Consider the following 13,185-nt stretch of genomic DNA (forward strand, 5'->3'; position numbering starts at 1 on the left):
GATCCACCTGGCGGGGGTTGACATGGAACGGTCCGTTCGTGGCGTACACGATGCAGGTCTGACGGACTCCGCGATGACCGTCCGGACCTACTTTCGGGGCGCTGGCCAGCGACCAGCCGACCGAGATCTTCGGCTGGACCGGCCAGCAGCCGTGTCCGCGCTGCTCAGGAGCCCTGGAACGCCCGCCAGAACGGCGGCTCGCCTTGACCGGCCGGTGCGGTGACGCCCGACTCCGGCAATCCCGGCGCCGGGTCCAACACCAGCGGCCGCAGCAGCCGCGCCACCACCAGGCCGACCACCACCGCGATCAGCGCTCCGATGGTGTCCTGGTCGGCGCTGTTGACCGGCGGGCTGCCGGCCATCGCGGTGAATAGGCTGCCGACCGGCAGGAGGATCGAGAGGTAGGTCAGCGGCACGATCAGCGCAGGGATGGCGACTGCAGCGACGGCGAGGGCCACCATGGGGCGCAGCCACTGCCGGGCCGTGCGCGGGCGGGACCCGGCCAGCATCACCACGGCGAACAGGGCCAGCGCGAGGGCCAGCAGGACCCCGTGGAACCGGCCGTCGACGGGCTGCGGATACCGCAGGCGCACCAGCCACGGGCCGGCGGCGGCGAGCAGGACGGCCGCAGCCGTGGCGGCGGCCCGCCAGCGGCTGACCGTCCCGGCCGCGCGGACCGCGGCGAGCACGGCGACCGCCGCAAGCAGCGAACCAGCAGCCGCACTGCCCAGGTTCAATCCGGGCTCCCCGTCGGTCGGTGACTCGGTCTGGGTCGTGATGGCCGACAGCACGGCGGCGACGATCGCCACGGTCAGCAGCACCGGCGGGCGGGGCACGACCGCTGCGGCGCCGATGACTGCACAGGCCACCACGGCGACCGAGACCGCCGCGACAGCCAGCCCGGTGGTGGCCGAGGACGTCAGGTCCAGCTGGTCGAGCACGATGTCGGCGGCCAGCCCGGCGACCCCGCCGAACAGCACGCCGCGGGTGGCCCGGCGGTCCCCGCGTACCTGCACGACCAGGCTCAGGACGATCGCGATCAACGCGCTCCAGCGCAGTTCCCGGGCCCAGTACGTGTTGTTCTCGCCGATCGCGCCGTCGGTCGGCTCGCTCAACGGTTGCCACACCGTCATGCCGATCGCCCACACCAGCGCCGCGGCGGCGGCCAGCACCGTCAGCACAACCCGGACCACGGTGACCCGGGGGCCGGCGGCCGGAACCGCAACGGCGGGTACGGCAGCCGAGGCCCGCGACGCGAGCCCGTCCTCGGCCGGTGCCGACCAGCGGCGCACCACGGCCCGGCCGAAGACGACCGCACACACCGTCCACGGCAGCAGGAACAGTCCGACGCCGGCCAGCTGGTCTGGTAGGAGGAACATCGGCACGCCCGGGACGCCCTGCGACAACAGCACGCCGACGACGGGCGGCAGGACCACGGCGACCGGCACGGCGACCACCGGCCAGATCCGGGCGCCGCGGATGCCGGTGACCACCAGCAACCCGGTGGTCACCGCCCACACCGCGGCCATCGCCACGGACACCACCAGCGGTTCGTAGGTCAGCTCGGCCAGAACGTACGGCATCGGCACGGCCAGCGGCACGACCACCGAGGCGGCGGCGCCCAGACTGCCTGCCGGGCCCGGCTCCGGCGCCACACGCCGACCGGCCCACCGACCCACCAGGACGGCGTAGACCATCACCACGGCGGCGGTCACGCCGGCATGGAACAGGCGGCCGATCAGGAACCCGGTGTCGTCGGCCGGCACGAGTTCCGGCAGTGACGTGACCATCTCCCGGACGACCAGGGCCAGCCCGTAGCCGAAAGCGCCGGCCATCGCTACCCGCGCCATGGTCCGCAGCGTCGCCCCAGCCCGCATCCACTCCCAGCTGCCGCGTGGCGCCCCACTCTCGTCGAAGGTCAGCGGCGTGACGGCGAGACTGGCCGCGAAGGCCATCCGGCGCCATCCGGTGCCGCGGCGCTGCCGCAGCATGGCGACCTCGGCGACCCATTCGCGGGCCATGTCGTCGCGCTGGCTGACCGGCCAGCGCCGGGCGGCCGTCCGCAGGCAGGCCGCGATCAGCCGGTCTACCAAGCCCACGTCGGCTCCACCCGGACGGCCGCGCCGGGCGTGGCGGTGCGCTGCCGGTAGGCGGCGAGCCCGGCCCGGGCGGCCACGAGGCCGTCGGCGCTGAGCCGGTACCAGCGACGGGCCGGCCGGCCCGCCGCGGAGGGATCGATGTCCTCCCAGTGCGCGTCGAGCCAGCCGGCGTGCTGCAGCCGGCTGAGGATCGGGTAGACGGTACCGCTGGGATAGCCGGTCACCTGCATGATGTCGAGGCCGTACCGTTCGGCTGCCGGGTCGGTGAGAAACGCCGCCAGCACGCCGGCCACGGCGGCCGTCATACGAGGGGATGACGCCATGGGCCGTACGCTACATAGGGTCGGCGAGTTTGGCTACATAGGGTCTCAGAGATGGCCGGCGCCGCATCGTTGCGGTCCGAACATCACCGGGTCCCGGAGATCGTCGGCCCGGCGCGTCCGGTGGACGCGGCCCGCCCGCCGGAAGCTCCGGGGCGGGGGCGCGTGGCCCAGCCCCGTGTGGTCGACCCCCGGGCGGGGCTGTCACCTGGCACAACGCACGTGTCGCGTTCCGTTGCACCGTTTTCTCGAATGCCTACTCCCGACAGTCGCCCACAATTTCGGTGCTTTCGCTTGACCCGTCGTGCCGCCGGTGGCAACCATTGATTGTCGACATCCAATCCAGGATCGGGGCGTCGAATCGCCGACGTCTCCGCAGCTCAGATCCGGCGAGAATTGCACCCAACGGCATTGTTCCCGCAATGCGCGTCAAATTCTGGCCGCCCATCCGAATACGGTACGGGTGTCGAGAAACTGTCTGTCCACCACACCTCGGGGGAGCATCGTGGACCCAATCATGTACTGGAACGAGGTCGCTCTGGAAGCGGACCGGGTCACCCACACGACGGGTGATCCGACCGAGGCGGGGGCGCGGGGCCCGCTCGGCAGTTCGCGGGCGCTGGCCATCACCCACCTCGCCATGCACGACGCGTTCTTCGGCATCGTCGGCGGGCAGGAGCCGTACCTCGGCAACCGGCTGCCGACGCCGCCGACCGGGGGCGACGTGGCCGCCGCCGTCGCGGGCGCGGCCCGGACGACGCTGAGCGCGCTCTACCCGGCGCAGCGGGACCACTTCGCGGCCCGGCACCTCGCGGCCGGGCTGGTCGACGGCAAACACGCCGCCGAGAGCCACGACTACGGGCGGCGGGTGGCCGGGAAGCTGCTGGCGCTGCGCCGGGGCGACCCTGGTCACGGCGACGAGGGCTACGTGCCCTCGCTCGCCCCGGAACACCACCGGGAGGACCCGGACAACCCCGGGCAGGGTTTCTACGCGCCCTTCCACGGTGCCCGCTCAGCCTGCTTCGCGGTCAGCGTCCGCCACCGTCTGGACGGCCCGCCGCGTCCCGGCGACCGGGCCTACCGGCGGGCCCTGCGGCAGATCCGCGGCAAGGGCATCGCTGCGCACCTCACCGGTACGCTGCCCGACCGGTTCCCGCAGCGGACGCCCACCGAAACCGGCATCGGGCTGTTCTGGGCCTACGACGGTGCCAAGGGCCTCGGCACGCCACCACGACTGTTCAACCAGATCGTCCGGCGGGTCGCCCGGGCGCGGAACAACGACCCGGCCGCCAACGCCAGGCTGTTCGCACTGGTCAACACCGCGATGGCGGACGGTGGGATTCTCTGCTGGACCGAGAAGTACCGCCACGACCTGTGGCGTCCGGTGGTCGGGATCCGGGAGCACGACAGTGCGCTGGGGCCGACCGGACAGGGCGGTACGGAACTGGACCCGGACACTGACATCGGGTGGCTGCCGTCGGGTGCGCCGAACACCAACAACGTCGGGCAGAAGAACCGCACCCCGAACTTCCCCGCCTACCCGTCGGGTCACGCGACGTTCGGTGCGGCGGCACTGCAGACGGTGCGCCAGTTCTATGGCCGGGGCGGCCACGGCCCGGACGACCTCGCCGACGGGCTGGAGTTCGTGTCCGACGAACTGAACGGCATCAGCGTGGACAACACCGGCACGGTACGTCCACGCCTGGCACGCCGGTTCCCCGGCGGGCTGTGGCAGATGATCGAGGAGAACGGTCGTAGCCGGGTCTACCTCGGGGTGCACTGGGTGTTCGACGCGTTCGCCGTGGACGACGAGGACCGGATCGATCTCGGCCCCAACGTCGGCGGTGTGCGGCTCGGGCTGGCCGTGGCCGACGATCTCGCGACGCACGGTCTGCACGCCGCCACGGCGGCGGGACCGGCCGAGGAACCCGCCGGTTCCTGACCGATCCGGTCACCCGGGCGGTGCGGGCGCACCGTGGGCGAGGTGGCGGTGTCACCAACAGGTGATGCCGCCGCCTCGCCGGGGCCGGGTCGAGCACCGTGGCGGAGCGGGGCCGAGCACCGTGGCGGGGCCGGGTCGAGCACGGTCGGCGGGGCCGGGTCGACCACCGTCAGGTCGATCCGGCAGCCGACCGCACCCCGACCTCCGCGCTAGAGCTGCCCGACGTCCGTCACCCGGACGACGGCGGCCCCCACCTCGTCCGAGGCGGCCAGGTCGACCTCGGCGCTGATCCCCCAGTCGTGGTCGCCCTCCGGGTCGTCCAGGATCTGCCGGACGGCCCACTTCTCCCGCCCCTGTTCGATCATGAGCAGCGCCGGGCCGCGCGCGTCCGGCCCCACCCCGATCCCGTCGTACGCCTCGAAGTACGGCTCCAGCGCCTCCGCCCAGGCGTCGGCGTCCCAGCCCGATGCGCCGTCCAGCTCGCCGAGGTCCCACCAGCGGCGCAGGGCGGCCAGCTCGACCCGACGGAACAACGCGTTGCGGACCAGCACCCGGAAGGCGCGGGCGTTGCGGGTGACCGCCGGCACCCGCTCCTCAAGCGACGCGTGCGCCAATGCGGCGTCGGCGACGTCGGAGGGGTTGCGCAGCCGCTCCCACTCGTCGATCAGGCTGGAGTCGACCTGGCGGACCAGCTCGCCCAGCCACTCGATGAGGTCGATCAGCTCCTCGGTCTTGGCGTCCTCGGGGACGGTCTGCCGCAGCGTCTTGTACGCGTCGGCGAGGTAGCGCAGGACGAGGCCCTCGGAGCGGGTCAGCCCGTAGAACTGCACGTACTCGCCGAAGGTCATCGCGCGTTCGTACATGTCCCGCACGACGGACTTGGGGGAGAGCTGGTGGTCGGCCACCCAGGGGTGCCCCTGCCGGTACATCTCGTACGCGGCGTGCAGCAGCTCCGCCAGCGGCTTCGGCCAGGTCACCTCGTCGAGCAGCTCCATGCGGGCCTCGTACTCGATGCCGTCGGCCTTCATCGCGGCGACCGCCTCGCCGCGCGCCTTGAACTGCTGCGCGGAGAGCACCTGGCGGGGGTCGTCGAGGATCGACTCGATCACGCTCAACACGTCCAGGGCGTACGACGGGGACTCGACGTCGAGCAGTTCGATGGCGGCCAGCGCCAGCGGCGACAGCGGCTGGTTGAGCGCGAAGTCGAGCTGGAGGTCGACGGTGAGCCGGACCCGCCGGCCGGTCTCGTCGGGCGTGTCGAGCTGCTCGACCACCCCACCGGCGCGCAACGCCCGGTAGATGGCGATCGCCCGACGGATGTGTCGGCGCTGGGCAGCGGCGTCCTCGTGGTTGTCGGTGAGCAGGTGCCGCATCGAGGCGAACGCGTCACCCGGCCGGCCGATCACGTTGAGCAGCATCGAGTGGCTGACCTGGAAGCTGGAGGTGAGCGGCTCCGGCTCGGCCTCGACCAGGCGCTGGAAGGTCGGCTCGCCCCAGCCGATCGAGCCCTCCGGTGGTTTCTTCTTCACCACCTTGCGGCGTTTCTTCGGGTCGTCGCCGGCCTTGGCCAGCGCTTTCTCGTTGTCGATGACGTGTTCGGGGGCCTGCACCACGACCCGCCCGATGGTGTCGAAGCCGGCCCGTCCGGCCCGACCCGCGATCTGGTGGAACTCGCGGGCCTTGAGCAGCCGGGTGCGTACCCCGTCGTACTTGCTCAGGCCGGTGAACAGCACGGTGCGGATCGGCACGTTGATGCCCACGCCCAACGTGTCGGTGCCGCAGATGACCTTCAGCAGGCCGGCCTGGGCCAGGGTCTCCACGAGCCGGCGGTACTTGGGCAGCATCCCGGCGTGGTGCACGCCGATGCCGTGGCGCACCAGCCTCGACAGCGTCTTGCCGAAGCCGGAGGTGAACCGGAAGTTCCCGATCGCGGTGGCGATCATGTCCTTCTCGGCCCGGGAGCAGACGTTGACGCTCATCAGCGCCTGGGCGCGTTCCAGCGCCGCGGCCTGGGTGAAGTGCACCACGTACACCGGGGCCTGCTTGGTCTCCAGCAGCTCTTCGAGCGTTTCGTGCAGCGGCGTCATCGCGTACGAGAAGATCAGCGGTACCGGCCGCTCGGCCGACCGGACGACGGCGGTGGACCGGCCGGTACGCCGGGTCAGGTCGTCGACGAACCGGGTGGTGTCCCCCAGGGTGGCCGACATCAGCACGAACTGCGCCTGCGGCAGCTCGATGATCGGCACCTGCCAGGCCCAACCCCGGTCGGGCTCGGCATAGAAGTGGAACTCGTCCATCACCACCTGGCCGACGTCGGCCCGTGCCCCCTCGCGTAGCGCCAGGTTGGCCAGGATCTCGGCGGTGCAGCAGATGATCGGGGCGTCGGCGTTGACGCTGGCGTCGCCGGTGAGCATGCCGACGTTCTCCGCGCCGAACACCTCGCACAGCGCGAAGAACTTCTCCGACACCAGGGCCTTGATCGGGGCGGTGTAGAAGCTCGTCCGGTCGTCGGCCAGGGCGGTGAAGTGCGCCGCGATCGCAACCAGGCTCTTGCCCGAACCGGTCGGCGTATTCATGATCACGTTGGCGCCGGAGACGATCTCGATGACCGCCTCCTCCTGGTGGGGGTAGAGGTTCAGCCCACGCTCGGACGCCCAGCCGGCGAACGCGTCGAAGAGGGTGTCGGGGTCGGCGCTTCGAGGCAGCGCGGCAGTCAGCGTCATAGCGTCCCCATCGTGCCCGCACCACCACCCCGCCCGCCAACCGGGCCACCCGCCCGCCCCGATCGGTCCCCGCCGCCCGCCCGGTTTCCCGGATGGCCGAGGAGGCGGTGTCGCCGGCGGTCGGATGCCGCCGGGCGGGCGGTCCGACGGGCTCAGGGGCGGCGGCGGTGGATCAGGTCGAAGACGGGACGCCCGGCGGTCAGCGCGCGGCGTTCGAACTTGGTCACCGGGCGGTGGTCGGGGCGGGGCGCAAAGCCTGCGTACCCGTCGACCAGCTCCGGGTCGGCGGTCAGCGTCGAGCGCATCGACTCGGCGTACTCGGCCCAGTCGGTGGCGCAGTGCAGCGTCCCGCCGCCGGCCAGCCGGGACCGCAGCAACGCCACGTGCTCCGGCTGGATGATGCGCCGCTTGTGGTGCCGCGACTTGGGCCACGGGTCGGGAAAGAACACGTGCACCGCGTCCAGACAGCGCTCCGGCATGGCCCGGACCAGGTCCAGCGCGTCACCCTGGGCGACCCGGACGTTGCCCAGGCCGTCCCGCTGCACCAGGTCGAGCAGGTGGGCGATGCCCGGGGTGTGCACCTCGACCGCGAGGTAGTCCCGGTCCGGGTCGGCGGCGGCCATCGCCGCGGTGGCGTCACCCATCCCGGAGCCGATCTCCAGCACCACCGGCGCACCGCGACCGAAGAACCCGGCCGGATCGACCGGCCCGTCGAGGTCGGCGATCTCGATCCCGTACGCCGGCCAGAGCCGGGCCAGCGCGTCGGTCTGCCGGCTGCTCATCCGGCCCCGACGGGGATGGAAGGTGCGGATCCGGGTGGCCGACGGGGCCACCGGGACGGCGGGGTTCTGGTCGATGGAGGTCACAGCGACCCGAGCGTACGCGACGGTTCCGCCGTATCGGATGTGCCGTCGGTCGGGGGGTGAGACGATTCATCCCGTACGGCAGGTCGGCGTCCGGGTCGTCCGGCGCTGCCCTGGGCGCCGGGAGGGGGACATGGTGGCGATCGCGCTGTACCGCACCGCGCTGGCGGTCGCCGTCGGTGCCCTCGCCCCCGCGCTCTGGCACGCCGCCCCGGTCTCCGCTGCTCCGCCCATCTCGGCCGTCCCGGTCTCCGCTGTCCCGGTTGCGGCTGTCCCGCCGGCTGTGCCGTTGCTCGCTGGTCCGCCCCTGCTGTTCGCCGGGCCGGTCGTCGGCCCGGCGGTCGCTGCTGCGGCCCCCGGCCCGGGGCAACCCGCGCCGGACCAGGGCGGAGATCCGCAACCACCGCCCGGCGTGGTCTTCGTCGAGGTGACCCCGGGCACCGTCGAGCCTGGCTATCTGGTCGGCATCGAGGCGAGCTGTCACGACAACTCGATCCCGGCGACAGTCGTCTCGGACGCCTTCGGTCGGGTCCAGGTGCAGCCGCAGCACGGACGGCTCACCGCCGCCCCGATGGTCAGGGACCGGGTCCGGCCCGGCAACTACCGGATCAAGCTGGAATGTCCCGACGGGGCGACCGCCTCGACGGCGCTCCAGGTGGTCAAGAAGGTCAAGCCCAGCCCTGGTCCGCACACCGGCTTCGGCGGTGCGGCGGACGGCGGGTTGCCCGGCGGACTGCTGGTGCCCGGCGGGTTGGCGCTGACCATCGCCGGGGCCGTCGTCGGGATCGTGGCGGCCCGCCGGCCGCGTGGCGTCGCCGGGAGCTGACCATGCCCCCACCGCCCGTCCCCTCAGGTCCCCGTAGCGGTCCGTTCCGACCGTCCCCCGGCCCGAACCCGCAGCACCACGACCCGGTCCGGCTACCCGGTGGCCAGGCGTCGCCGGGCGGCCCGGTGCCACCCCGCAGCGGTCCGTTCCCGCCACCCGGTGGGCTGATCCCGCCGGGTGTCGCTGCGTTCCCGCCGCGTGGTGGCCCGTTCCCGCCGCCCGGTGGGCCGACGGCGCAGCCGGGCGTCCCCGGGCCGGCGGCGTCGCCCGGGGGCCCGGCGTCGACCCGCAGTCCCTGGTCGGTGCCGCTGGCCGTGCTGCTGGTGCTGCTGGGTGTCTTCGCCACCGGGGCCGGGCTGGGTCGTACGGTCGGGCCACTGGACCGGACCGACACGACGGCGCAGCGTCCGGCGGCCGGTGCCCGGCAGAGCCCCGCGCCGGGCGGCCTGCCGGCCAGCCGACCGGTCCGGCTCACCGTTCCGACGATCAAGGTGGCCGCCCCGGTGGCCCCGGTCGGTCAGGCCCGGGACGGGTCGATCGACGTCCCGCCGCTGGACCGGCACCAGGAGACCGGCTGGTACGACCGGGGTCCGACCCCCGGCGAGCCGGGCCGGGCGATCATCGTCGGCCACGTCGACTCGAAGGACGGGCCGTCGGTCTTCTACGACCTGCGCAAACTCAAGCCAGGTGATCGGATCGAGGTGACCCGCGACGATCGCCGGGTGGTGGTGTTCCGGGTCGACTCGGTGGAGTTCTTCGACAAGTCGGCCCTGCCCGCCGACCGGGTCTACGGCGACAGCGGAGCGCCGGCCCTGCGGTTGATCACCTGTGGTGGCCAGTGGATCGGCGGGCGTACCGGCTACGCCGACAACGTCATCGCCTTCGCCTCGCTGGCCGAGACCCGCTCACCCTGACCCCCCGCTCACCCTGCCCCCGCGCCCCACCGCGCCGGCCGGGTCCGCCGCCTGACCGGGGCACGGCCGGGACCGCCCACCCTGACCGGTCGTGGCCGGGGTGTGCGCCCGATATTGCGGGGACGCCGTCGGGCGGCGGTGGCAGGATCGGCGCGGTGACGGCGGACGTGGTGCGGCAGGCGTTCAGGTGGATCGAGTCGGTGGCGGTGCCCGCCGAGGGTGGTCTGGGGTGGCAGGAGGCGGGTGAACGCTTCGACGACCTCTATGCCGGGACCGCCGGGGTGCTGCTCGGCTGTGCCGAGGCCACGGCCACCGGCCGCCACCCGGCCGATGGGCCCGTCGTCACCACGACCGACGGCGGCGTCGCCACCGCAGCGGGGTCGGCGCTCGGCCGGGTCGCGGCCGGGGCCCGGGGTCGGCTGGTGCATCTTGCCCGGCACGAGCCGGACGCCGCGACGATGCCCGACGACGGGCTGTTCGGTGGCTGGGCCGGGGTGGCGGTCGCGTTGCGCGCCTGGGGCCGGGTCTCCGGCGACCGGGTGGCCCTCGACACCGCCGCGTCGGTGACGGTACGGATAGCCGAGCGGCTGCTGCGCCGTCCGGTGGACCCGGGCCGGTGTTCCGATGTCATCTCCGGCGACGCCGGCATCCTGCTGGCCCTCCTCGACGCCCTCGACGATGATGCCGATCCGGTGGTGGCGCAGGCGGCCCACGTCCTGGCCGACGGGCTGGTGGGGTTGGCCGAGGACCGGCCCGACGGCCTGCACTGGCGGATGCGGGCGGGCGACGAGCGCCTCATGCCCGGCTTCTCCCACGGCACGGCCGGCGTCGCCTACGTCCTGGCCACAGCCGGCGACTCCCTGCGTCGCGACGATCTGCGCGATATCGCCGTGCGCGCCGCCGACGGACTGTTGGCCCTGGGGCGCCGCCCCGGCGGGTGGGCGCTGCCGCTGCTGGTTCCGCCCCGCCCGGACCGTCCGGCGGTCACCTTCGGCTGGTGCCACGGCCCGACCGGCACGGTACGACTCTTCGCCCTCCTCGACGCCGTCGACCCGCAGCCCCGCTGGCGGCTGGCCGTCGAGGAATGCCTGGGGGCGCTGCGCGACAGCCGTCTCCCGCAGCGGCTCTACCCGGGGTACTGGGACAATCTCGCCCGCTGCTGCGGCACCGCCGGGGTCGGGCAGATGCTGGTCGACCGCTTCCGGGACGCCGGCGACCCCGCCCTGCTCACCTGGGCCGACACGCTCGCCGAGGACGTTCTCGCCCGTACCGTGTCCACCTCGGCGGGCGTCACCTGGTCGAACACCGAGCACACCAGGACCCCGCCGCAGCTGCCGCCGGAGCCCGGCTTCATGCAGGGTGCCGCCGGCATCGCCGGCTGGCTCGCCCGGCTGGCCGCCCCCGCCACCGCCCCCGTCCTGCCCTGGATCTGAGCCGCCCGCCGGCGACCGCCGTGGGCGGTATCGCCGGTCAGCCCTTGCCGGTCACCTGCTGGACCACCTCGAACTCCAGCAGCGTCGCGCCGGAGGCGACCGGCCGCCGCTGCTCGCCGCCCTCGCCGGCATGTGCGGCCCGGGACGACCCGGCGGCCCATGCCTGGTACGCCTCCTCCGTCTCCCACCGGGTGTAGACGAAGTAGCGGCTCTCCCCGGCGACCGGGCGCAGCAGTTCGAAGCCGAGGAAACCCGGGGAATTCTCCACCGCGCCGGCCCGAGCGGCGAACCGCTTCTCCAACTCCTCGCCGGCACCGGGCGGGACGTCGATCGCGTTGATCTTCACGACTGCCATCCCACCACCCTAGCCCCGCCCCTGCGGCCGGACCGTCCGGCGGTCAGCCTGGCCGTACGCCGTCGGTGGTGCCCGCGCGACGCGGAGTTGCCGTGCAGGATGCGGCGGGCGGACCCGGGGCGGCGCGTGGCGCGCGGGCTGCGGGGCGTGGGCGCATGCCGAGCGCGGGGAGACGCGCCTCCGGCGGGGGGAGCGCGGAGCGCACGCGGCTTTGTGGAGAGTTGTTGTCGCCAGGGGCGCAACAACTCTCCACAATCCGCCTGCGTCGCCCGGTCGCCGGCCGGCCGGATGGCGGGCGGGGGCGGGCAGCCGCCGGCAGAGTGGTGGGGGAGAGGCGCGGCCGGCGCGGGACGGTCAGTCGGCGGGCGGGCGGGCCCAGGTCAGGAAGCAGTCGGTCAGGTCGGCCTGGCGACCGCTGTCGAGTCGCGTCAGGTGGTCGGTCGCCTCCACCGACAACCGGGACAGCAGGATCAACAGGCCCGGCCGGTCGCCGTCGTACCTCGCGAGGAGCGCGAGTTTCGCCTCGCCGCACGGCCAGGGCCGTGCGGCGACCCGGCGCCGGTGATCCGGCCCGGCCCCCGGTAGGCCTGGAGCGTGGCGTGGCTTCGTCGACCGCGCCAAGACGTCCCACCCCCGATAGGCGGCAGCGGCACGCAGGGACGCCCCGGGCGGGGCACGCCCTGACAGGAGGGGGCGCCCCCATAGGCGGGAGCCGGAACCGTTGGCGGCGCTGTCCCGGGGCGGGTCAGGGTGCGTCGACAGCTGGTTGGTCGGTGTCGACCACGATCGGGGCATGGTCGGAGGGGCCTTTGCCCTTGCGGGCCTCCCGGTCGACGTACGCGGCGTGGACCGTCGCGGCCAGCGGCGCGGACGCGTACACCAGATCGATGCGCATGCCCTTGTTCTGGTGGAACATGCCGGCCCGGTAGTCCCAGTAGGTGTATGGGTGCGGGCCCTTCATCGGGGTGGGCACCACGTCGCTGAGCCCGAGGTCGCGCAGGGCGGCCAGGGCGGCCCGCTCGGCGGGGGTGACATGCGTGGAGGTGACGAAGAGCGCCGGGTCCCAGACGTCGGCGTCGGTCGGGGCGACGTTGAAGTCCCCGCAGACGGCGACCGGCCCACCGGCGGCCACCTCCGGTTCCAGGGCGTCCCGCAGCGCCGCGAACCAGGCCAGCTTGTACGCGTAGTGCGGGTCGTCGACCGCCCGGCCGTTCGGGACGTACACCGACCAGATCCGGACCCCGGCGCAGGTGGCGGAGATGGCGCGGGCCTCGGGCTGCGGAAAGCCCGGTTCGCCGGGGAAGCCGACGGTGACGTCGGTCAGGCCGACGCGGGACAGGATCGCCACCCCGTTCCACCGGCCGTCGCTGTGGCTGGCCACCTCGTAGCCCAGCTCACCGACCTCGGCGACCGGGAAGGCCCCGTCCGGGCACTTGGTCTCCTGGAGGCAGACCACGTCGGGGGTGGTGCCGGCGAGCCAGTCCAGCAGCCGGGGGAGGCGGGCCTTCACCGAGTTCACGTTCCAGGTCGCCAGGCGCATGTGCCCAGCCTGCCGCATCCCGGCCCGCCCCGCCGGGCAGCGGAGTCGGCGTGGTCACCGGCTCCCCGCCGCTGCGGGCTCCGCGCACCGCCGATCCTGGCGGCGCGGGGGCTCGCCGGGCCTGGCGGTGCGGGGGCTCGCCGGGCCGCCCTCGGCGTGCCGGTACCTCG

General features: G+C 73.7%; 10 protein-coding genes. 4 read left to right on the forward strand and 6 right to left on the reverse strand.

What is annotated here, in order from left to right:
• Positions 1–164 precede the first annotated feature (164 nt).
• On the reverse strand, positions 165–2,099 hold the full coding sequence (locus tag ACQP2H_RS09925; RefSeq protein ID WP_433232261.1) for a hypothetical protein: 1,935 nt from the start codon (positions 2,097–2,099) through the stop codon (positions 165–167).
• The gene (locus ACQP2H_RS09930; RefSeq protein WP_433232264.1) at positions 2,087–2,422 is read right to left on the reverse strand and encodes a PadR family transcriptional regulator; all 336 of its coding nucleotides are present in this window, start codon (positions 2,420–2,422) and stop codon (positions 2,087–2,089) included. The genes ACQP2H_RS09925 and ACQP2H_RS09930 overlap by 13 nt, the downstream gene beginning before the upstream one ends.
• Positions 2,423–2,924: 502 nt before the next feature.
• On the opposite strand from ACQP2H_RS09930, the gene ACQP2H_RS09935 reads away from it, so the two are divergent.
• Positions 2,925–4,361 (forward strand): hypothetical protein, encoded by a 1,437-nt coding sequence (locus ACQP2H_RS09935; protein WP_433232266.1) that lies wholly within the window; start codon positions 2,925–2,927, stop codon positions 4,359–4,361.
• Between the two features lie 209 nt (positions 4,362–4,570).
• On the opposite strand, the gene ACQP2H_RS09940 is transcribed toward ACQP2H_RS09935, so the two are convergent.
• Together ACQP2H_RS09940 and trmB are read right to left on the reverse strand one after the other, a co-directional pair.
• Positions 4,571–7,084: a DEAD/DEAH box helicase gene (locus ACQP2H_RS09940; RefSeq protein ID WP_208568981.1), complete on the reverse strand. Its 2,514-nt coding sequence runs from the start codon at positions 7,082–7,084 to the stop codon at positions 4,571–4,573.
• Between the two features lie 152 nt (positions 7,085–7,236).
• Positions 7,237–7,866, reverse strand: a complete 630-nt coding sequence (gene trmB / locus ACQP2H_RS09945) for a tRNA (guanosine(46)-N7)-methyltransferase TrmB (protein WP_219470850.1) — start codon at positions 7,864–7,866, stop codon at positions 7,237–7,239.
• A 214-nt stretch (positions 7,867–8,080) separates the two neighbouring features.
• On the opposite strand from trmB, the gene ACQP2H_RS09950 reads away from it, so the two are divergent.
• From ACQP2H_RS09950 to ACQP2H_RS09960, 3 genes are all read left to right on the forward strand, one after another.
• On the forward strand, positions 8,081–8,773 hold the full coding sequence (locus ACQP2H_RS09950; protein WP_433232269.1) for a hypothetical protein: 693 nt from the start codon (positions 8,081–8,083) through the stop codon (positions 8,771–8,773).
• A 302-nt stretch (positions 8,774–9,075) separates the two neighbouring features.
• Positions 9,076–9,687, forward strand: coding sequence for a class F sortase (locus tag ACQP2H_RS09955; protein WP_433232272.1), 612 nt, complete (start codon positions 9,076–9,078; stop codon positions 9,685–9,687).
• A 155-nt stretch (positions 9,688–9,842) separates the two neighbouring features.
• Positions 9,843–11,120, forward strand: a complete 1,278-nt coding sequence (locus ACQP2H_RS09960) for a lanthionine synthetase LanC family protein (RefSeq protein WP_219469400.1) — start codon at positions 9,843–9,845, stop codon at positions 11,118–11,120.
• 37 nt (positions 11,121–11,157) lie between these two features.
• Here ACQP2H_RS09960 and ACQP2H_RS09965 read toward each other — a convergent pair whose 3' ends face one another.
• The gene (locus ACQP2H_RS09965) at positions 11,158–11,475 is read right to left on the reverse strand and encodes an antibiotic biosynthesis monooxygenase family protein (protein WP_219469403.1); all 318 of its coding nucleotides are present in this window, start codon (positions 11,473–11,475) and stop codon (positions 11,158–11,160) included.
• A gap of 745 nt (positions 11,476–12,220) precedes the next feature.
• On the reverse strand, positions 12,221–13,015 hold the full coding sequence (locus ACQP2H_RS09970) for an exodeoxyribonuclease III (protein WP_357535969.1): 795 nt from the start codon (positions 13,013–13,015) through the stop codon (positions 12,221–12,223).
• Positions 13,016–13,185: the final 170 nt, after the last annotated feature.

The sequence above is a fragment of the Micromonospora sp. CA-248260 genome (assembly GCF_050942205.1).
GTDB classification, from domain to species: domain Bacteria; phylum Actinomycetota; class Actinomycetes; order Mycobacteriales; family Micromonosporaceae; genus Micromonospora; species Micromonospora antibiotica.